At 60.6% G+C, this 20,590-nt stretch carries 20 protein-coding genes; 9 read left to right on the forward strand and 11 right to left on the reverse strand.

The annotated features are described in order from the left end of the window. Positions 1–78 precede the first annotated feature (78 nt). From LIS66_RS11765 to LIS66_RS11785, 5 genes are all read right to left on the reverse strand, one after another. The gene (locus tag LIS66_RS11765; RefSeq protein ID WP_227974336.1) at positions 79–1,023 is read right to left on the reverse strand and encodes an alpha/beta hydrolase; all 945 of its coding nucleotides are present in this window, start codon (positions 1,021–1,023) and stop codon (positions 79–81) included. 62 nt (positions 1,024–1,085) lie between these two features. Continuing rightward, positions 1,086–2,114, reverse strand: coding sequence for a transketolase family protein (locus tag LIS66_RS11770; protein ID WP_227974337.1), 1,029 nt, complete (start codon positions 2,112–2,114; stop codon positions 1,086–1,088). Further along, positions 2,111–2,959, reverse strand: a complete 849-nt coding sequence (locus LIS66_RS11775) for a transketolase (protein WP_064361839.1) — start codon at positions 2,957–2,959, stop codon at positions 2,111–2,113. The genes LIS66_RS11770 and LIS66_RS11775 overlap by 4 nt, the downstream gene beginning before the upstream one ends. Before the next feature lie 17 nt (positions 2,960–2,976). Continuing rightward, positions 2,977–4,275, reverse strand: coding sequence for an MFS transporter (locus LIS66_RS11780; protein WP_042610267.1), 1,299 nt, complete (start codon positions 4,273–4,275; stop codon positions 2,977–2,979). 100 nt (positions 4,276–4,375) lie between these two features. Continuing rightward, positions 4,376–5,125 (reverse strand): SDR family NAD(P)-dependent oxidoreductase, encoded by a 750-nt coding sequence (locus tag LIS66_RS11785; protein WP_227974338.1) that lies wholly within the window; start codon positions 5,123–5,125, stop codon positions 4,376–4,378. Positions 5,126–5,319: 194 nt separating this feature from the next. On the opposite strand from LIS66_RS11785, the gene LIS66_RS11790 reads away from it, so the two are divergent. The 3 genes from LIS66_RS11790 (at position 5,320) to LIS66_RS11800 (ending at position 6,904) form a co-directional block, all read left to right on the forward strand. After that, positions 5,320–6,237, forward strand: a complete 918-nt coding sequence (locus LIS66_RS11790) for a LysR substrate-binding domain-containing protein (RefSeq protein ID WP_042610269.1) — start codon at positions 5,320–5,322, stop codon at positions 6,235–6,237. An 84-nt stretch (positions 6,238–6,321) separates the two neighbouring features. Beyond that, complete coding sequence (locus LIS66_RS11795) at positions 6,322–6,546, forward strand: DUF2188 domain-containing protein (RefSeq protein ID WP_042610270.1); 225 nt, start codon at positions 6,322–6,324, stop codon at positions 6,544–6,546. Between the two features lie 112 nt (positions 6,547–6,658). Then, positions 6,659–6,904 (forward strand): hypothetical protein, encoded by a 246-nt coding sequence (locus LIS66_RS11800; RefSeq protein WP_052512501.1) that lies wholly within the window; start codon positions 6,659–6,661, stop codon positions 6,902–6,904. Positions 6,905–7,373: 469 nt separating this feature from the next. Here the strand turns inward: LIS66_RS11800 and LIS66_RS11805 are convergent, their stop codons facing one another. Further along, positions 7,374–8,282, reverse strand: a complete 909-nt coding sequence (locus tag LIS66_RS11805; protein WP_227974339.1) for a LysR family transcriptional regulator — start codon at positions 8,280–8,282, stop codon at positions 7,374–7,376. Positions 8,283–8,415: 133 nt separating this feature from the next. Between LIS66_RS11805 and LIS66_RS11810 the strand changes: the two genes are divergently transcribed. The 3 genes from LIS66_RS11810 (at position 8,416) to LIS66_RS11820 (ending at position 10,680) form a co-directional block, all read left to right on the forward strand. Continuing rightward, on the forward strand, positions 8,416–9,444 hold the full coding sequence (locus tag LIS66_RS11810) for an alpha/beta hydrolase (protein WP_227974340.1): 1,029 nt from the start codon (positions 8,416–8,418) through the stop codon (positions 9,442–9,444). 123 nt (positions 9,445–9,567) lie between these two features. Then, on the forward strand, positions 9,568–9,906 hold the full coding sequence (locus LIS66_RS11815; protein ID WP_227974341.1) for a cyclophilin-like fold protein: 339 nt from the start codon (positions 9,568–9,570) through the stop codon (positions 9,904–9,906). 12 nt (positions 9,907–9,918) lie between these two features. Continuing rightward, the gene (locus LIS66_RS11820) at positions 9,919–10,680 is read left to right on the forward strand and encodes a carboxymuconolactone decarboxylase family protein (protein ID WP_416220752.1); all 762 of its coding nucleotides are present in this window, start codon (positions 9,919–9,921) and stop codon (positions 10,678–10,680) included. A gap of 26 nt (positions 10,681–10,706) precedes the next feature. On the opposite strand, the gene LIS66_RS11825 is transcribed toward LIS66_RS11820, so the two are convergent. After that, positions 10,707–11,717, reverse strand: coding sequence for an AraC family transcriptional regulator (locus LIS66_RS11825; RefSeq protein WP_083354322.1), 1,011 nt, complete (start codon positions 11,715–11,717; stop codon positions 10,707–10,709). A 62-nt stretch (positions 11,718–11,779) separates the two neighbouring features. On the opposite strand from LIS66_RS11825, the gene LIS66_RS11830 reads away from it, so the two are divergent. Further along, entirely contained in the window at positions 11,780–13,021 is a 1,242-nt protein-coding gene (locus LIS66_RS11830) for an MFS transporter (RefSeq protein ID WP_227974343.1), read from the forward strand. A gap of 5 nt (positions 13,022–13,026) precedes the next feature. Here the strand turns inward: LIS66_RS11830 and LIS66_RS11835 are convergent, their stop codons facing one another. Next, on the reverse strand, positions 13,027–13,650 hold the full coding sequence (locus LIS66_RS11835; protein WP_227974344.1) for a TetR/AcrR family transcriptional regulator: 624 nt from the start codon (positions 13,648–13,650) through the stop codon (positions 13,027–13,029). 129 nt (positions 13,651–13,779) lie between these two features. Between LIS66_RS11835 and LIS66_RS11840 the strand changes: the two genes are divergently transcribed. Further along, positions 13,780–14,997 carry an MFS transporter gene (locus tag LIS66_RS11840; protein ID WP_227974345.1) on the forward strand — a complete coding sequence of 406 codons (1,218 nt, stop codon included), beginning with the start codon at positions 13,780–13,782 and terminating at the stop codon, positions 14,995–14,997. Between the two features lie 21 nt (positions 14,998–15,018). Here the strand turns inward: LIS66_RS11840 and msrA are convergent, their stop codons facing one another. From msrA to LIS66_RS11855, 3 genes are all read right to left on the reverse strand, one after another. Continuing rightward, the gene (msrA, locus tag LIS66_RS11845; protein WP_042610277.1) at positions 15,019–15,525 is read right to left on the reverse strand and encodes a peptide-methionine (S)-S-oxide reductase MsrA; all 507 of its coding nucleotides are present in this window, start codon (positions 15,523–15,525) and stop codon (positions 15,019–15,021) included. Positions 15,526–15,669: 144 nt separating this feature from the next. Continuing rightward, on the reverse strand, positions 15,670–16,455 hold the full coding sequence (gene sseB, locus LIS66_RS11850) for an enhanced serine sensitivity protein SseB (RefSeq protein ID WP_227974346.1): 786 nt from the start codon (positions 16,453–16,455) through the stop codon (positions 15,670–15,672). A gap of 272 nt (positions 16,456–16,727) precedes the next feature. Then, positions 16,728–18,854 (reverse strand): TonB-dependent receptor family protein, encoded by a 2,127-nt coding sequence (locus LIS66_RS11855; protein WP_227974347.1) that lies wholly within the window; start codon positions 18,852–18,854, stop codon positions 16,728–16,730. A gap of 189 nt (positions 18,855–19,043) precedes the next feature. Between LIS66_RS11855 and ppk2 the strand changes: the two genes are divergently transcribed. Further along, positions 19,044–19,859 carry a polyphosphate kinase 2 gene (gene ppk2, locus LIS66_RS11860; RefSeq protein ID WP_227974348.1) on the forward strand — a complete coding sequence of 272 codons (816 nt, stop codon included), beginning with the start codon at positions 19,044–19,046 and terminating at the stop codon, positions 19,857–19,859. Positions 19,860–20,590: the final 731 nt, after the last annotated feature.

The raw sequence follows: 20,590 nt of genomic DNA on the forward strand, positions 1-20,590 counted from the left end.
AAGCGCAGAAAGTGCGAAAGGCTTTGTATAAGAAATCGGGCTTTTTCGTTTCAGCGGATTTTCAGGCCGTCGAGCATTTCATGCGTTAGCTATCGATCGCTGAAGTGATCGAACGATGTCCCGGGCTGATTGATCGGTAACATTTCCGGGTTGTTGATCAAACATATGCGGCGCACCAGGATAGACATGCAGCTCGACGGCAACACCGGCGCGGGACAGACGCATGGCGAATGCCACGTCCTCTTCCAGAAACAGATCCAGCGCCCCGACGGCCAGAAACGTCGGGGGCAGGTTACTCAAGTCCTCCTGCAGGCCCGGTGAGAACCAGCCGATTCGCGAGTCATCCAGCGCGTGGTTGCCGCGCAGGCACTGCCAGCAGAACTGGTTGGCTTGTGGCGGCCAGCCAATCACTCCGGTCGTACCGTTTTGGTGAGGCGAAGCAGAGCTGCCCGAGCGGTAATCGAGCATTGGATAAATCAGCACCTGGCTGGCGATGCAATATTCGCCGCGATCCCGCGCCAGGATCGCCAGCGCTGCTGCCAGACCTGCGCCGGCACTGTGGCCCATGACAATCACTTTGTCGGCATCGATATTGAGCGCTTGCTGATGGGCGAAAACCCAGCCGAGCGCGGTGTAACTATCTTCGAGGGGAATGGGGAAGGGGTGTTCCGGGGCGAGGCGATAATCGACGGCGACGATGATTGCCTCGAGTTCTTCGGCAAGATCGGCCAGATAGTCATCGGCCATTTCCGGCCTGCCGAGGACGAAACCTCCGCCATGCAGATAAAGGATGACTGCCGGTTTTTTTTCCCGTGCCGCGCTGGCGGGCCGGTAGAGGCACAGGCGCAAACCCTCGCCGTCGTGGGCCGTTGTCCATAGGCTTTCACAGCGCGCTTGTTGTTCGGATTTGAATGTCCCGTGAACACGTTCTCGAATCGCCGGCAGCGTGTCCAGCGTCCAGGTTTCTGCGCCGGGCGTGAGAAAACTGTTGAAGTCGGGATCAAGCAGTTCATGTGCTTTCACGTTCTGCCTCTCTTTTTACGGATAAGCGGGCGCCGCGAATCGAAGCGCCGCTCCTGATGAGGTTACAGCCAGGCCTTGATCTGCGTGCAGACGGCCGGGGTCGAAATGCCATAGCGATCATGCAGCGTCGGCAGGGCGCCGGCATCGAGGAAGGCGTCGGGCAAAGCGATCTGTCTGAAGGTGGGCGTCACGCCGTTGCGCAACAACAACCCGGCAACCGCTTCGCCCAAACCACCGATGATCGAGCTGTTTTCCGCGGTGACCACCAGACGCCCGGATTTGCGTGCTTCGGCGAGAATGGTTTGCTCATCCAAAGGCTTGATGGTCGGCACGTGCAGCACGGCCACATCAATGCCATCGGCCTGCAATTGCTTGGCCGCTTCCAGTGAACGCATGGTCATCAGGCCGGTGGAGATGATCAGCACATCATTACCGGTGCGCAGGGTCTTGGCCTTGCCGATCTCGAATTGGTAACCGTACTCGTCCAGCACCAGCGGCACATTGCCGCGCAGCAAGCGCATGTAGACCGGACCTTGGTGCGCAGCGATGGCCGGCACGGCCTGTTCGATTTCCAGCGCATCGCACGGGTCGACAATCATCAGGTTGGGCATGGCGCGGAAAATCGCCAGGTCGTCAGTGGCCTGGTGGCTCGGCCCGTAGCCGGTGGTCAGGCCGGGCAGGCCGCAGACGATTTTGACGTTGAGATTTTCCTCGGCGATGGCCATGCAGATGAAGTCGTAAGCGCGGCGCGAGGCGAATACCGCGTAGGTGGTGGCGAAGGGCACGAAACCTTCGCGCGCCATGCCGGCGGCAGCGCTCATCAGCAATTGTTCAGCCATGCCCATCTGGTAGAAACGCTCCGGGTGCGCCTGGGCGAAGATGTGCAGGTCGGTGTACTTGGACAGGTCAGCAGAGAGCCCGACGATGTCCGCGCGCTGCTCTGCCAGTGCGGCGAGGGCGTGGCCGAACGGTGCCGAGCGGGTCGCCTGACCCTCGGAAGCAATCGAGGCAATCATCGCCGAGGTGGTCAGGCGCTTTTTCACCGGCTCGCCAGTAGAAGTCGAAGTCGAAGTGTTGGCGGCGTTGCTCATTGGTCTTTTCCTTCTGCAAGATTGCTCAGTGCCAGGTCCCATTCGTGTTCTTCAACGCGAATGAAGTGGGTCTTTTCCCGGTTCTCCAGAAACGGCACGCCTTTGCCCATTTTCGTGTCGCAGATGATCACCCGCGGTTGATTGCCCGAATGCTGGCGTGCGGCATCGAAAGCAGTCACCAGTGCGTCAAGGTCATTGCCATCGACGCGCTGGGTGAACCAGCCGAAGGCTTGCCAGCGATCGACGATGGGTTCGAACGAAAGAATCTCGCTGGAGTAGCCGTCGGCCTGCTGGTTGTTCACGTCGACGATGGCGATCAGGTTGTCGAGCTTCCAGTGCGAAGCCGACATGACTGCTTCCCAGGTCGAGCCTTCATTCAGTTCTCCATCGGACAGCAAGTTGTAGACGAACGAGGACGAACCTTTGCGCTTGAGTCCAAGGCAAGCGCCGACCGCGATGCCCAGGCCCTGACCCAGCGAGCCGCCGGTGATTTCCATCCCGGGCGTGTAGGCGGCCATGCCCGACATCGGCAGGCGGCTGTCATCCGAGCCGTAGGTTTCCAGCTCATCGAGAGGGATGATTTCGGCTTCGATCAGCGCTGCGTAGAGAGCGATGGCGTAGTGGCCGATGGAGAGATAGAAGCGATCGCGCTGCTCCCATTGCGGATCTGCCGGGCGATGGTTCATCGCATGAAAGTAAGAGACCGCCAGCAAATCAGCCGCGCCGAGGGCCTGACCGACGTACCCTTGACCCTGAACCTGGCCCATGCGCAGCGCGTGGCGGCGAATGTTGTGCGCGCGTTCGGTCAGGCTCGGCGATACAGCGTGTGAAAGATTAGTCGTCATGATGAAACTCCGTTAACTCAACGATTGACCAAAGCGGCGGGAATGCGCAGGACCAGACTGGCGCCGAGGAACAGCACACCGGTGATCAGGTACATGCCGATGGCACTGGAGCCGGTCAGGGTGGTGATCCAGCCGATCAGATAAGGCGAACAGAAGCCGGCGAGGTTGGCGAAGCTGTTGACCGCCGCAATGCCGGCAGCCGCAGATACCCCGCCGAGCAGCGTGGTCGGCAGCATCCAGAACAACGAGGTGGCGGACAGAATGCCGGAGGCGGCCAAGCACAGACTGAGGATCGACAAGGTCGAATTGCCGCCCATCATCGCTGCCAGGCTCAAGCCGATGGCCCCGGCTATCATTGGCACGATCAGGTGCCAGCGGCGCTCGCGATGTTTGTCACCACTGCGCCCGACCAGGAGCATGGCGGCGATGGCGCACAGGTAAGGCAGGCTGGTCAGAAAACCGATGTGCAGCGGGTCGGAAACCCCCGCATTGCGCACCAGTGTCGGCAGCCAGAAGGTGATTGCGTATTGGCCCATCACCACACAGAAATAGATCGCCGCCAGCAGCCACAAGCGTCGGTCGCGGATGAACTCGCCGACCGAGGCGTGGGTGACTTTTTGCTGGTCGTCTTCGGCCAGTTCGCGAGTGATCAAGGCTTTTTCTTCGTCATTGAGCCAGGTCGCCTGATGCACGCCGTCCTTCAGATAGCTCAGCACCAGCAGGCCGACGACCACGGTGGGCACCGCCTCAAGGACGAACATCCATTGCCAGCCGGCCCAGCCATGCACGCCGGCAAAATGGTTCATGATCCAGCCCGAGAGCGGGCCACCGACCATGCCTGACAGCGGAATGGCGATGAACCACAACACCGTCATGCGCGCCCGCCGATAGGACGGAAACCAATACGTCAGGTAGAGCAACAGGCCCGGCGCCAGACCGGCTTCGGCAATCCCCAACAGAAAGCGCAGGGCATAGAACTGCCAGGCGGTTTCGACGAAGGCGAACAGCGCCGAGACGATGCCCCAGGTGATCATGATCCGCGCAATCCAGACTCGCGCGCCGACCTTGTGCAGGATGATGTTGCTGGGCACTTCGCAGAGGAAATAGCCGATGAAGAACACGCCGGCGCCCAGTCCGTAGACCGTTTCACTGAGGGCCAGATCATTCATCATTTGCAGTTTGGCGAAACCGACGTTGACCCGGTCCAGATACGCGCACAGGTAGCACAGCATCAGGAATGGCATCAGGCGCCAGGCCGTTTTGCGATAGGCAGAAGAACGCACGGTCGAAACCGCTTCGAGCGACAGGGTAGTCATGATGGTCTGATCTCTTGTTTTTATTGACCGCCAGGCCATCAGGCCCGGCTGCGTCATCGATCCAGAACCGCACGGGCCACGCGGGCCCGCCCAGAGGTACTCAGTGAATCAGCATGCCGCCGTTCACATCGAGGGTGATGCCGGTCAGATAAGCGGACAGGTCGCTGGCCAGAAACAGCGCGGCGTTGGCGACGTCCTGCGCTTGACCCAGGCGACCCAGCGGGATGCCTTCGATGATGGCGTGTCGACGTTCGTCCTGCATCAGGCCGCCGGTGATGTCGGTGTGAATCAGCCCCGGGGCGATGGAGTTGACCCGGATGTTGTCCGGCCCCAGTTCCCGCGCCATGGCTTTACCCAGACCCAGCACCCCGGCCTTGGCCGCGCTGTAATGCGGGCCGCCGAAGATGCCGCCGCCGCGCTGGGCAGACACCGACGACATGCAGACGATGCTGCCGCAAGACTGTTGCCGCATCAGCGGAATCACCGCCTGCGACATCAGCAGCGTGCCGCGCAGGCTGACGTCCAGCACCTTGTCGTAGTCCGAAGGGCGGATATCAAGGGTCTTCAGCGGTTGGGTGATGCCGGCGTTGTTGACCAGAATATCAATGCGCCCGAAGTGCTCGATGATGGCGGCGACGGCTTGCTGAACCTGCGCTTCGTCGGCCACGTTGGCCGCCAGGCCGAGATGACCTTCGCCCAGTGATGCGGCGGCGTCCCGCGCGGCGGCGGTATCGAGATCGAGAATCACCACGCGAGCGCCGTGTTGCGCAAACGTGGTCGCGGTGGCGCGGCCAATGCCACGGGCAGACGCGGCACCGGTAATGATTGCGACTTTGTCTTGAAGAAGCATGGAGGAGGCCCTCGAATTGTTTTTATTGGGTCGGTCTGTGAAAAACCGATGACTCAGCTTGTCCTTCGAGGGGAGGGTGAGCAATAACGCGAAAGTCACTCAATGCTGAAAAAAATTCAGTACTCGTCAGGTCTGCTCGCAGATGGTTGAATGAAACCGGTCCGTACATCACAAGAAATCACCACGGAGTCCCCATGCGTCCAGAGACTGAGGCACCTATCGTCCTGCCACCGCTGAAAGCAATTCAGGCCTTCGAACAAACAGCGCGCTTCGGCAATGTCGCCAGGGCAGCAGAAGTGCTGGACCTGACCCCCTCGGCGGTGAGCCATCAACTAGCGAAACTTGAAGGGATGATCGGCCGGCAATTATTCGTCCGTGCTGCTCGGGGTGTCTCGCTGACGCCGGTGGGCGAGCAATACCTCAAGGAAGTCTCCGGCATTCTGCACAGCCTCGCTGTAGCCACTGAACGCGCGGCCAGCGACGTCAGCCTGGATTGCCTGCGTCTGCATTCGTCACCAAGCTTCGGCCTGCTCTGGCTGATGCCGCGCCTGGAAGCGTTTCGCGCGAGTCATCCGGACATTCAGATCAATCTGTCCTGTTCCTATGAATCGCTGCACTTCAGCCGCGACAAGATCGACGTGGATATCCGCCATGGTCTGCCGAACTGGCCAAGCTATGAGGTGCGTACGGTCAGGAACGAAACATTTGCGGTGCTGACCTCACCGAAACTGCTCGCGCAACGACCGGTACGCGGCGCGGCGGATCTGCTCGAATGCGACCTGATTTTATCGGAAGCGACCCTGCTCAAATGGCCGCAATGGTTTGCCCAGCATGGTTTGGCGCGTCCGGAACGCCCTTACGCATTGAGCTTCGATCGTTCGTACATGTCGCTGGAAGCGGCGAGTCATGGCTTGGGTTTCGCGCTGGAAAGCACATTGCTTGCGCAGAAGTATCTGGCGGCGGGCACGTTGGTTGAAGTGGCGCCTGAGTCATTGAGTGCTGCGGTGGCAGCGCACCACCTGGTGTTTCCCAAGGCGCATTCGAGCTTTCCGCGTGTCCGGCGTTTTCTGGCGTGGATGGAGAGCGAATTGGGCCATGAATTTGCCTATTGAGTCGGAGTCAATTCTTTCAAACTCTCTTACGCGGCCAAGGTCAATCCATTACCGGTCTTGATCATTCACGTCAGAGGTGAAGGAATGGATAACTACCACATCAACAAAAACCAGCAGCATTGGGAACTGGTCAAAGAGGGCGCGCAGCGTGCGTCCAAAACGGCTGAGACCAAAGCCGAGATCACCCAGATCGCCAGTGACTATCTGCAGGGTAAAACTGCCTCTCTGAAAATCCACAAAGAGGACGGCACGATCCAGGAAGAGCGCACCTTTCCGCGCGCTGCCGATCCGCGAAAAACCAAAGGCTGAGTCTGCGTATGGTCATTGCATGTCTGGGATGGGGGTCGCTGATCTGGAAACCGCAGGGTTTGCCGCTGGCGAGCGAATGGTTTGCTGATGGCAGCGCCAGGTTGGGGTGGTAATGATGAACGCTCGGCGCCAGGCGCAGATTGTCGCGATCTTTGACCAGTTGTTGGCACTGCGAGAAAGCGTGGACATTCTTCAGCATGTGGAGAACGGTAGCGTCGAGTCGCTTCGTGGCCATCAGACCGTCGACGCCCCCGAATCGCTGGATCTGGTGTTTCAAAAGCTGCATGAGGACATCGCCAGCATGGAGGAAACGTTGGCGACCATTGCCGAGGCTACCGGCGATGTGTCGAAGTTGTGAGGGTTTCGCGGGGTTGCCATGCAGAGATGATTTGCCTGATCTGACGCCTTCGCGAGCAGGCTCACTCCTACAGGGTTTTTCATACGCCGCCTGATTGCTGACCCACCACGAACCCAATGTAGGAGCGAGCCTGCTCGCGAAGGCGGAGTGTCAGTCAACTGTGCATCAACTGACAGACTGCTATCGCGAGCAGGCTCACTCCTACAGGGCTTTTCATGCACCGCCTGATTGCTGACCCACCACGAACCCAATGTGGGAGCGAGCCTGCTCGCGAAGGCGGAGTGTCAGTCAACGGTGCATCAACTGACAGATTGCTATCGCGAGCAGGCTCGCTCCCACAGGGTTTTTCATACGCCGCCTGATTGCTGACCCACCACGAACCCAATGTAGGAGCGAGCCTGCTCGCGAAGGCGGAGTGTCAGTCAACTTTGCATCAACTGACAGATTGCTATCGCGAGCAGGCTCACTCCTACAAGGGGGCTGGGTCTCTCATCACGCGCAGCGCATCCACCACCAGTGAAAACGCCGGCGACGGTTGGCGGCGGCTGGGGTAGTAGAGGTGAAAGCCGCCGAAGGGTTCGCACCAGTCTTCCAGGACTCTGACCAAGCGGCCTTCAGCCAGATGCGCGCCGAACTCGTCTTCAGGCAGATACGCAACCCCCAACCCGCTCACAGCCGCGTCGGCGATATGCACAGTCGAGTTGAACACCAGTTGGCCGTCGACCCGCACTTTCAGCTTCTTGCCCTGACGCTCGAATTCCCAGGCATCGACACCGTCGTAGGTTGGAAAGCGGATGTCGATGCAGCGATGCGCCGCCAGATCGCGTGGGTGTTGCGGGGCCGGGTGCCGGGCAAAGTAGCCGGGCGAGGCGACCACGGCCATGCGCAGAGGCGGTCCGATCGGCACGGCAATCATGTCCTGGGCGACGGTATCACTGAAGCGCACGCCTGCATCGAAGCGGTCGGCGACGATGTCGCGGAAACCATAATTGATGTCGAATTCGACTTTGATATCCGGGTATTGCAGCAGTAGCGGTGTCAGCTTCGGTAGCAGGGTGGTCTTGATGATGTTGTCGCCGCAAGTGATGCGCACCGTGCCGGCGGGCTTGTCGCGCAACTCGGTGAGAGCGTCGAGCTCGGCTTCGATTTCATCGAAACGATGGCCGACGGTGTGCAACAGCCGTTCACCCGCCGCTGTCAGTGACACGCTGCGTGTGGTGCGCGTTAACAGGCGAATCTTCAGACGTGCTTCGAGCGCCGAGACTACCTGGCTCACCGCCGATTGCGTCACGCCCAGTTGCACCGCCGCGCGGGTGAAACTGCCGGAGCGGGCTACGGTGACGAAGGCGAGCAGATCGTTGAAGTTGGGTTTGGCCATGGTGCGCGCTCGGGTTGATTGATTAGCAGCGTTTATAACCGCATTAAGCACTCATTAGCTAATCAAAGCCTCGAGCCTGCGCAACAATATCTCCATCCCGGCCTCGCCTGGTTTCTCGATCAAGGACGCCCCCATGAAACGACTGTTCGTACTGCTCGGGTTTCTCCTGAGTTCATTCACTGCATTCGGAGCTGACATGTCCCACGGTGCCGATAATTTCTTTAAAAGCGATAAGGTGACCGTGCAGAAGGTCAGCTTCAAAAACCAATATCAACTCACGGTCGTCGGCAACCTGTTCATGCCCAAAGGGCTGGATCCTGCAGCGCGCAGCGCAGCGATTATCGTCGGCCATCCGATGGGCGCGGTAAAAGAGCAGAGCTCCAATCTGTATGCGCAGAAACTGGCGGAGCAGGGCTTCGTCACCCTGTCGCTGGACCTGTCGTTCTGGGGCGAAAGCGAGGGCGCGCCGCGCAATGCTGTCTTGCCGGACATGTATGCCGAAGACTTCAGCGCCGCCGTCGATTACCTCGGCACACGGCCATTCATCGACCGCGAGCGCATCGGCGTGCTGGGCATCTGCGGCAGCGGCAGTTTCGTCATCAGTGCTGCGAAAATCGATCCACGTATGAAGGCCATCGCCACGGTCAGCATGTACGACATGGGCGCGGCCAACCGTGACGGCCTCAAGCACTCGCAAACGCTGGGGCAGCGCAAGCAGATCATTGCGCAAGCGGCCGAACAGCGTTACGCGGAGTTTACCGGCGGCAAAGTCGAATATACCGGCGGCACGGTGCTGGAACTGAAGGCCGACACGCACCCGATCCAGCGCGAATTCTTCGACTTCTACCGCACCCCGCGCGGCGAATTCACCCCGGCCAGCTCGACCCCGCAACAGACCACGCGGCCAACGCTGAGCAGCAACACCAAGTTCATGAACTTCTATCCGTTCGTCGATATCCAGAGCATTTCGCCGCGCCCGATGTTGTTCATCGCCGGCGCCGACGCACACTCCCGAGAATTCAGCGAAGAGGCGTTCCGGTTGGCTGGGCAGCCGAAAGAACTGGTGATCGTGCCGAATGCCGGCCATGTCGATCTGTATGACCGGGTTGACCTGATTCCTTTTGCCAAGCTGACACAGTTCTTCAAGAGCAACCTGAAGTAGCTTTCAGGCGGACGGAGCAGAGGCATGCAAATCTTCGCGGGAATCTGGATGGGATGTGTGCTGATGCCATGGATGTCTTTTGCTCTGTCTGCCACTACCTCTACGCAGGACACTACGATGTGGATGACTATCGGAAAACAGCGCTTTGCCATTGCCCTGGATGACAACCCGAGCACTCGGGAATTGCTCACGCGTTTGCCGCTGAGCCTGGACATGACCGACCTGCACAGCAATGAAAAATACGCCACCGTGCAGCCGCCATTGCCCACTCATCCGTACCGGCCGGGCACCATCCACAATGGCGATTTTCTTTTGTATGGCGACGATACGTTGGTGGTCTTCTACAAAACCTTCGATTCGTCTTACCGCTATTCGCGTCTTGGTCGCATCGACCGGCCGCAGGGCCTCGCCGAGGCCTTGGGACGCGGCGATGTGCGGGTGACGTTCACTTCTGATGAGTGAGGAGAGTCCTTGATGAATCGGAATACGCTGCATCAACGGCGCCTTCTTCGAGCCCTGGCCCTCGGCTGCGCGGTGCTCGCCAGTGCTGCCTGCGTGAATCCTCTTTGCGCCAATCCTTCCCGATCACCGGAGAAACTGATCATGAAAGAACAGCCTTTGACCCCTAAGCAACTGGCGATCGCCCCGATTGCCGCCAACACGGCCATCGGCGACATGCCACGTTTGCACGACGCGCTCAATCGCGGCCTCGACGCTGGTCTGAGCATCAGCGAAACCAAGGAAATTCTGGTGCAGCTGTATGCCTACGCCGGCTTCCCGCGCAGCCTCAACGCCTTGTCCCTGCTGATGAAAGTCGTGGAGGAACGCGCTGCGCGGGGCATCGACGACGTGCCAGGACGCGAGCCCGGTCCGGTGCCGTCGGGGTATGCGCTCACCGAGCTCGGCACCGACAATCAGACCCGTCTGGTCGGCGCGCCAGTGTCCGGCCCGCTATTCGAATTCGCCCCGGCGATCGATCAGTTCCTCAAAGTGCATCTGTTCGGCGACATCTTCGCCCGCGACAACCTGGAATGGACGGATCGGGAGTTGGCGACTGTTGGTGCACTGGCGGCAATGGCTGGAGTGGAATCGCAGCTGGAGTCGCATCTGAAGATCAGTCTGAACGTAGGACTGACGGTCGAGCAGTTGCGTCAGGTGGCGCAGGAACTGGAGGCGCGCGGCGATTTACAGGCTGCTGAGCGGGTGAGCGCGGGGCTGGGCAAAATCCAGCGGTGAGGGCGCTCGGATTCATCGCCGCCTTCTTAGTGCGATTCTTGTATTGCGCGCTGGCGCCGACTCGCTCCCGGCGAGTTTCCCGTTATGCGCTTGAACGCGCGACTGAACGCGGCCTGGGAGGTGTAGCCCAAGCGTTGCGCCACTTCTTCGATCGGCAGCCTTTCCAGCGTCAGCCACTGACTGGCCAGGCGCATTCGCAGTTCGGTGGCGTAGCGCAGCGGCGGGGTGCCGAGGGTGGTCTGGAAGCGTTCGGCGAAGACTGAGCGTGAGGTGTTGCAGAGCGTTGCCAGTTCGGCGACGCTCCAGTCGCGGCCCGGTTGCTGGTGCAAGGCCAGCAAGGCCTGGGCCAGACGTGGGTCGCGCAGTGCGGCGACGAGACCGGAGGCATTGCCGCAAGCGCATTCGACCCAGCCGCGAACGATCATCGCAGCCACGACGTCGGCAAGGCGGGCGAGAATGCCGGCGAAGCCGATGCGCGCTGCGCTGACTTCGCGTTCCATGGTCGCGAGGATCGGCATGAGGCCCGGATAGCGCTGGCCGCCTGCGTCGATCAGCATCAGTCCCGGCATCAGCCGACCGAGGCCTTGCAGGCTGCCGAGTTCGAATTCCATGCAACCACTGAAGAGCAGGGCGCTATCGGGCGAATCGGTGCTCTGCCCGACCTGAACCGCACAGACCGTGTCGCCGAGTGGCGCGGCAACGGCGCTGGCAATGTCCTGCACCTCGGCGCCGGGGTGTGACAGCAACTGGTGCGCAGCACCGTGGGCGATGAATACCGCATTGCCCGCCGACAATTCGTACAGACTGCCGTCCTCAAGCTGCAACACCGTCGAACCAGCGGCGACGAAGTGGAAATACGCATGGCCGGACTTGTCGCTGAAACCCAGGCCATACGGCGGACCGGCGTGGATCCGCCGGTATTGCACGCCACGCAGACGCATGCTGCGCAGCAACTCAGTGATGAGGTCCGAGGACAGTGAAAAGGGATCAGTGCTGCTCATGTTCGGGGTTTCGATCAAAAGTTCAAGACTGTGCATCATAGATCATCCGGATTGCCACCCATAGACTGCGCTTTTGAAATGTCCGAGGGAGTCTTGCGATGAATGATTGTGTATGTGACGGGCGATCCGCTGTGGGTGCGCACGCTGACGAGGAGCCGCTGGTGCCTGCGTGGATGGCGGTGTTTTCACTCGCGATGGGGGTGTTCGGTCTGCTCACGGCGGAATATCTGCCGGCCAGCCTGTTGACGCCGATGGCGCTCGATCTCGGCGTGAGCGAAGCGTTGGCCGGACAAGCTGTGACGGTGACAGCGGTGGTCGCGCTGTTTGCCGGATTGCTGGTGCCAGGATTGACCCGCAGCCTTGATCGGCGCTTGGTATTGCTCGGTTTTTCGGCTCTGATGATCGCATCGAATCTGCTGGTCGCATTCTCGTCCAGCCTCGCAGTGTTGCTGATCATGCGAATCCTTTTGGGCATCGCCCTGGGCGGATTCTGGAGCATGGCGGCGGCCGTGGCGATGCGCCTGGTCCCGGCGGCGCTGCTGCCCCGCGCGCTGTCGATCATCTTCAGCGGGATCGCTGTGGGTACCGTGGTGGCGGTGCCGTTGGGCAGTTACCTCGGCGGGCAGTTTGGCTGGCGCAGTGCGTTTTTCGCAGCGGCGGCGGTGGGCGTGGTGACACTGGTTTTTCAACTGTTCACGTTACCGAGTCTGGCGCCCCACCGTCCGTCACGCCTGCGCACGGTACTGGAGGTTTTGCTGCGACCGGGTATTGCCATCGGCATGTTCGGCTGCGTGTTGGTGCACACCGGTCACTTTGCGTTGTTCACCTACATCAGGCCATTTCTGGAAAGCACCACCGGCGTCGGCCCGCAGACGCTGGCACTGATGCTGCTCGGTTTCGGCGTGGCGAACTTTGCCGGCACGCTGTTCGCCGGGTGGCTGTTGCAGCGCAGTCCACGGGCAACCCTGGTGCTGATGCCGGTGCTGGTGGGCGTTGCTGCTCTGGCGCTGGTCGGCTTCCCGGCCTCAGTCACCGGGCAGGCGGTGCTCCTGGCGCTCTGGGGGATGGCTTTTGGTGGTGTGCCGGTCGCGTGGTCGAACTGGGTGGCGCGTTCGGTACCCGATCAGGCCGAAAGCGCAGGCGGCATGGTCGTCGCGTCGGTGCAGTCGGCGATTGCCGCAGGCGCTGCCGCCGGCGGTTCGGTGTTCAGTTTCAGCGGCATCAATGGTGTGTTTGTCGCGGCCGGCATTCTGATGTTGCTGGCCGCGTTGCTGATAGCACTGAAGGTCAATGTCGACGTGCCGGAGCCGGGCTCGGCAGCGGTGCCGGTGCATCTGTGATTTGATCAGAGAGGGGTGCGAGTGGCGGCAATGTCCCAGGTTTGCATGATCCGAGTAATGGCAGCATCGATGCTTTCCAGCGCGGTGTTGTCTCTGGCGAGTATGGATATGCCTTGCAGGAAACTGTCGAATACCGTCGCCATCGCCGCCGAATTTGTGTCGCTGGCCAGCTCACCGGCATTCACAGCGCGCTCGACGCAGGCTTGAATTCCCGCGCGGGTGCGGTGGCGTGAGTGGGTCAGGGCTCGCACCACGTGGGCATTTTCCGGGCTTGGTGCGCTCATGACGCCCAAAGTGACCATGCAGCCCTTGGGATGCGCGTCGTCGCACTGCATGCGTGCCGACTGGCGCAACGCGCTCTCGATGGCGTCGCGCGGTGCCAGACTTTCGTCCCACAGGCATTCGGTGACTTGCGCGTAGGTCGTCAGATAACGCTGCACACATTCATCGAACAAGGCTTCCTTGGAACCGAACGCGGCGTAGAAGCTCGGCGCTGAAATCCCTCCGCCAAGTCCGGCCTTCAATTGGGCGAGCGATGTCGCGTCGTAGCCGCGTTGCCAGAACAGCTGCATGGCCTGATCGACAGCGTCGTCGCGATCAAACTGACGGGGGCGACCGGTTCTCGCCATGGCAAAGCTCCTCGTTGAATTCATATAAAGACTAGTCGATACAGAAATTGTTGACAACGCTACTTGTGCACCTTCAGGATCTAGATCGATCGGTACTTATATCAGCGAAGGCTTTTCAAGGAGCATCCCGTGACACCATCAATAACGTTGTCAGCCACCCCAAAACGCCTTCCCATCGGCGCCTTGCTGGCGCTGGCGATGACAGGCTTCATCTGTATCGTCACCGAAACCCTGCCCGCCGGCCTGCTGCCGCTGATCAGCGAGGGTTTAACGATTTCGCCGTCCATGGCAGGGCAAATGGTGACCGCATACGCATTGGGGTCGGTACTGGCGGTGATCCCGATGACCATCGCCACCCGCGGCTGGCGGCGCCGCAATGTGCTGCTGCTGACGATTGTCGGCTTCCTGGTGTTCAATTCGATCACTGCGCTGTCGTCACACTACGGCGTAACGCTGGTCGCGCGCTTCTTCGCCGGGGTCGCAGCGGGGTTGGCGTGGAGTTTGTTGGCCGGCTATGCGCGACGCATGGTCGAACCCGAGCAGCAGGGCAAGGCACTGGCACTGGCAATGGTCGGTACGCCGATTGCGCTGTCGCTGGGCGTGCCGCTGGGGACGTGGCTCGGCGGGCTGGTCGGCTGGCGCAGCACATTCGGCCTCATGTCGGTGCTGACCCTGCTATTGATCGTCTGGGTGCTGGTGAAAGTGCCGGATTACCCGCCGCAACCGGCCCATCAACGCCTGCCGCTGCGCAACGTCCTGACCACCCCGGGCGTTCGCCCTGTGCTTGCGGTGGTGATCAGCTGGATGCTCGCGCACAACATTCTCTACACCTACATTGCGCCGTTCATTGCGCCGGCAGGAATGGCCGATCGTGTTGATCTGGTCTTGTTGGTCTTTGGCATTGCTGCGCTGGCGGGCATATGGCTGACGGCGAAGCTGGTCGAGCCGCTGCTGCGTTCGACGGTCCTGTTGAGCCTTGCGACGTTTGCCGTCGTCTGCGTGGCGCTGGGTTTTGGCGGGGGTATGCCGGAGGTGATCTACGTTGGCGTGGCGGTGTGGGGTTTGACCTTTGGCGGTGCGGCAACTTTGCTGCAAACCGCGCTGGCGGATGCGGCGGGCGACGGAGCAGATGTCGCCTTGTCGTTGAACGTGGTGGCGTGGAACAGCGCGATCGCTGGCAGCGGTGTCGTCGGCGGCGTGTTGCTCGATCGCTGGGGCGTTGCCGCATTCCCGTGGGCCATGCTGGCACTGGTCGCTATCGGCTTCGCCATTGCCTGGGGTGCCCGGGCCCACGGTTTCAAGTCGGGCCCGCGCGCTGTCGGAGCTTCGGTAGTGGCGGCGCATTGAACCCCGCCATCACCCGTTTCTTTAAGCGCGCTTCGGCAGTTTCCAGTTCGGTCGGATGAAGTGGCAGGTGTAGCCATTCGGAATCCGCTCCAGGTAATCCTGGTGCTCGGGTTCCGCTTCCCAGAAGGGGCCGGCCGGTTCGATCTCGGTGACCACTTTGCCCGGCCATAGCTTCGAAGCGTCGACATCGGCAGCGGTGTCTTCGGCGACGGCGCGTTGCTCGTCGTTGAGGTAGTAGATCGCCGAGCGATAGCTCGGGCCAAGATCGTTGCCCTGACGGTTCGGCGTGCTCGGGTCGTGGATCTGGAAGAAGAACTCGAGGATCTGCCGGTAGCTGATCACCGCGGGATCGAACTCGATCTCGATTGCTTCGGCGTGGTTGCCGTGGTTACGGTAGGTGGCATTCGGCACATCGCCGCCGGTATAACCGACGCGGGTTTTCAGCACGCCCGGGTAGCGACGCAACAGGTCCTGCATGCCCCAGAAGCAGCCGCCGGCGAGAATGGCAGTTTCGGTTTGAGTGGTCATGGTGTGTCCTTCCTCTCGGAGACGATGGGGATATGCATTGTTATGAGGGCGGGTTGAAAGAATCCAAGGGCGCGCTCATCAGAATCGACCACTCGCCCTCTGATCAAGCGACATGCAGACGACTGCGATCTCGTCAGAACGTATTCAACCAAAGCCAAAAAAAGAACGCAGCTTGCTCGGTGACTTGCGTTCGTAGAACGGTTTGGTCTCCTTGAGGAAGTAATCACTCAGCCCGGCTTCTCCCGTCAGCACGCGACAAAAATCAACCGGTCCGCCATCTGGCGCTGTGTCCCCAGCGACGTTGCCGGCTTCGCGCATGACCCGCTCGATATCGCCATCTGCTTCGATGCCGACGATCAGGTGCGGTTTTTCATCGATCGAGGCGTCGTGCATCAGTGCCAGAAATGCGCGCTTCACGTTTGGATGTTTGGCCAGCAGTTGCGACAGCGAGTGAACCATGGCCGATGGATAGTCCGAAGGTTGTCCAAGCAACACATTGGTTTCTTTCTCAACCGTGCGCTGCGTGGCGGGACGGCCGATTTCACCCGAGAGCAGGTGTTGCACTTCATCCGGGACGAACTCTTTGCCGTAGGGCGACTTGGGATTGAGGAAGAGCAACGCGCCCAAGGTGATTTCGAACAGTGACCGGGCGGGGATCTCAACGTAGCTCTGCTCGCTGTCGATGGATTGTTGCAGTGTTGGCAGCGAGGAGAAGAACGGAATGACCGGCGTGCCATCGGGCTTCTGCCAATGGGCGATGCTGATGTTGCTGCCGGCTTCGAGATTGACATGGCCTTGAGCAGCACCCGCTGTGCCGAGGATGTAGACGGTGGAATCCAGGAGCGTGCGATAGAACTCTGGACGATGCGCGGGTTCGTCGGCGGCCAGTCGGAGTGATGTTTCCAGAGGGTTTTCTTGCGAAGTATCCATGAGATCAGTCCGTTATTTTCGATGGAATGCGATGATTATCCCGCCGCGACGAATATACCTGCATTCACGATGGGGCTTGTCTGAAGATACCGGATCCAAAGACTTTCAGACACCAGAGCCGGCGCAGTAAGTTGCGCTGCTCTACCCAGCACCACAAAACCAACTGTGGGAGCGAGCCTGCTCGCGAAGGCGTCGTGTCAGGCGAATAATTCATAAACTGATACACCGCTTTCGCGAGCAGGCTCGCTCCCACATTGGAATTGGGTTGGGCTTCACAACAAACTCCAGGAAACCCCAACATAGACCCCCATCCCTTCACCCGGTGTCGACCGTGCGGCATCCAGCCCTTTGTCGTCATACCCCGGGGTGACCGTTGCTGCGTAGCGTTTGCCGGTCAGGTTGCGCATGTCCACCCAGCCTTGCCAGTCACCCTTCGGCGCGTTGTAGCCCAGCGTGGCGCCGAACAGGGCGTACGGGTCGGCGTAATAGCTGTTGGCGTAGTCCACGGCCACTTTGGATACCAGCTGCGTGTTCACGGCCGCGAAGAAACCTTGCGGCCAGTCGTAGCGCAGCTCTCCCTGGTAGTAGTGCATCGGCAAACCGGGCAGGCGGTTGTCGTCGAAGCGTTCATCGTCGCGGTAGTGGAAATCGCTGAACGTGTAGGCTTGGCGCAAGCTCAACTGGCGCCCGTCGGCGGCGGTCCAGAGTTTGCTGTCGAGGCTGGCCTCGATGCCTTGGTGCACGGTCGGGCTGGCGTTGAGTTCGTAAGGCGTGACGGCGTTGGCGTCGGGCAGTACCGAGAGCAGTTCGTGACGAACTTGCGCGTAGTACCAGGCAAGGCTCCATTCGCCGAAGGCGCTGTCGCCACGGCCGCCGAGTTCCAGGGTGGTGGCAGTCTGGTTTTGCAGTTCGATCGGGTCGCGCTGGGTGCCGGTGGCGGCACCGTTGCCGGCAGGGAAGCGAACGTTGGAGCTGTAGATCAATGACCACGGATGGGGTGCTTCGACGGAGCGGCTGAGGTTGCCGAACACTTGCACGTCCGGTGTGATCTGGTAGCGCAGGCCAATGCGCGGTGCGTAGTCCCAGTCGTTGAGACTGGTTTTGCCGCCGCCCTGCGGGTAGGTCACGGCGCTCTCGCGGCGGGTGTAGATGGCGGCGAGGCCGGTGGTCAGCCAGAGGTCGTCGGCGATTTCCAGGTCGTTACCGAAATGCAGCACGGTGTCCGACCCCTGATAAGTGAAGTTGCGCATACGCGTGCCCGGTGCATAGCTGGCGGTGTTGCCGCTCGGGATGCGCACGAACTCGCTGGCGCCATCGTTGGGCAGGTGCTTGGTGACGCGCAGCCCGACAGTGCTGCGGCTTTCCAGGCCGAACAGGGTGTCGCGGCGCTTGTAGTCGAAGGTGCCGCTGACGTCGGTGTAAGCCACCTTCAGCCGGTTCGGGCCTTCGCGCAAATCCATCGGGTAGTCGTGGTAGACGAGGCCGGTCTGGATGCTCGAATCGTCGTCGAGGTAGAACGTGGTCTTGTTGCCGATGAAGGTACTGCCGGGTTGTTTGCGGCTGTCGTCGCGCGCCACATACGCCGGGTTGGCTGCCCGAGGACTGTGTTCGATGGAATGTTTGGTCACGCGGCCGGCGAGGTCGTTGTCGGTTTCCCGGTAGCGGAAGTAGAAGCGGGTTTCCAGGTTCGGGTTGAAGCGATAGCCGAAGTTGGCGATCAGGCCTTTGCTTTCACTGGCGGTGTGGTCCTGATAGCCATCGGCGTCGGCACCGGTCAGCGACACGTAGTAATCGAAATCCCCCAGCACTTGCCCGGAGCTGACCTGTCTTTGCTGATAACCATGGCTGCCGGTGGCGTAGCGCACTTGCAGTTTCGGCGCGGTATAACCGGTGTGGCTGACGTAATCGATAGCGCCGCCCAGCGCCAGCGCGCCGCGATCAAAGCCGTTGGCGCCGCGCAGCACTTCGACATGGTCGACCCATAGCGGCTCGAGCAATTCATACGGAGTGCCGCCGGGGCCGGTCAACGGCAGGCCATCGAGCATCGTATACAGCCCCGAGGCGTGGGCGCCGGGTGCGCGGTTGATCCCCGATCCGCGAATGGAAATCTTCACGCCTTCGTTGCCCGCCGACTGCGCATACACCCCTGGCTGATAGGCCAGCACGTCCTGATTGCTGGCCACGCGGCCCTGCAACGGCTGGCGCATGTCGACCACGTTGCTGCCGCCGGGCACCTGTTCGAGGCGTTCGTGAGCCTCTTCGACCGCTGCATCCGTGCCGCTGCGCTCATCCGCCGAAATCAGCACTTGCCCCAGCTCCAGACCCTGGGTCTCGGCCATTGCCGGACAGGCCAGGGCCAGACCGAGCAGGGCAGTGGGCAGTGATTTGGACGACGGCATCGAAAAACTCCAGCAAACAGGGGATCGGGCAATGAACAGTGCGACGTCAGAACAAACGCAGGAAACACATGATGATCCGGCTTTTTTCCCCGGCAATGGCAAACAACCGGGCGTGGACTAACCTCACGGATCAGGCCTTCAGGGTCAATAAACAATTTCACTGCGCTGTTGAAGCGCGAGGATCGATTCATGGCGAAAGACAAGAAGAAACCCGCAAAGGCCATTGAACGCCCGCGCTTGAAAAACAAGGACTACCTCGACCAGTTGCGCAAGCTGCACGTGGAGCTGGTCAAGCTGCAGGAGTGGGTCATCGCCAAAGGTGTCAAGGTGTGTATCGTCTTTGAAGGCCGCGATGGTGCCGGCAAGGGCGGCACGATCAAAGCGATTACCGAGCGCGTGAGCCCACGAGTGTTTCGCGTTGTCGCGCTGCCGGCGCCAACCGATCGCGAGAAGAGCCAGATGCATGTGCAGCGCTATCTGCCGCACTTGCCGGCGGGCGGTGAAGTGGTGATCTTCGACCGCAGTTGGTACAACCGCGCCGGTGTCGAGCGGGTCATGGGTTTTTGCACCGAGGAACAGGCCGACAAGTTTCTCAAGTCGATCCCGTGGGTGGAAAACGCCATCGTCGATTCGGGGGTGATCCTGCTCAAGTACTGGCTAGAGGTCAGCCCCGAAGAGCAGACCCGCCGGCTCGAAGCGCGAATCAATGACGGGCGCAAGATCTGGAAACTGACGCCGATGGATCTGAAATCCTACAGCCGCTGGTTCGACTATTCACGGGCGCGGGACGAGATGTTCAAGCACACCGATACCGATCGGGCGCCGTGGATGGTGGCCGACTCCAATGACAAACGTCGCGCACGGCTGAACATCATTACCGATCTGCTCAGTCGCATCCCTTATGAAGAGGTGGAGCGTGACAAGGTCGAATTGCCGAAACGGCAGAAGCCGGGCAAGTACCGGGAGCCGGATTATCCGTATAAGCGGGTGGCTGAGCGGTTTTGACATTTGCCGGTTTTTTTGGGGGGGGCTTGGCGGCCTTTGGGCCGACCATGCGCTGGGGTTTTGGGGGGATATCCGTTTTTTTTGGTGCTGCGGCTGGCGGTTTCGCCCTTACGGCGAGTCACCTTTTCCAGACGCCGAAAAGGTAACCGAAAAGGCTTGCTCCTGCGTTCGGCCCTCGCAGGCTCGGGTTCCTTCGCTACGGGATCGATCTTGGCGCAGCGGCTCCGGCTTGCTTCGCTGCACCTACACTCGCTGTGTCCGACTGCGTCGTACGGTCGCTTCGCTCCCACGCCCGGATCAATCCCTCCGCTCAGCCTTCCGACGTCGCCCGTAGATCAAAGGCACTCGAGCTTGCGCTCATTGTTGAGTGGTGCGGCTTCGCCGCGGGCAGCTGCGCTGCTTTGCTTTTCTGTGGGAGCGAGGCTGCTCGCGATGGCGGCCTGACAGCCGACCTGCTTTTGGAGGGAGTACGCGATCCAACCGTAGGAGCTGCCGAAGGCTGCGATCTTTTGATCTTGATCTTGATCTTGATCTTGATCTTGATCTTGATCTTGATCTTGATCTTGATTTTGCTTTTCTGTCGGAGTGAGCCTGCTCGCGATGACGGAGGCACATTCACATTCAATCTGGCAGATCTACCGCTATCGCGAGCAGGCTCATTCCTACAAGGTTTTGTGCATTAACTTCCATCCGTCGTCTGCCCTGAACCTCCTTCTCGCTGTTTTTTCTAC

It is taken from the genome of Pseudomonas sp. HN2 (assembly GCF_020736465.1).
GTDB classification, from domain to species: domain Bacteria; phylum Pseudomonadota; class Gammaproteobacteria; order Pseudomonadales; family Pseudomonadaceae; genus Aquipseudomonas; species Aquipseudomonas moraviensis_A.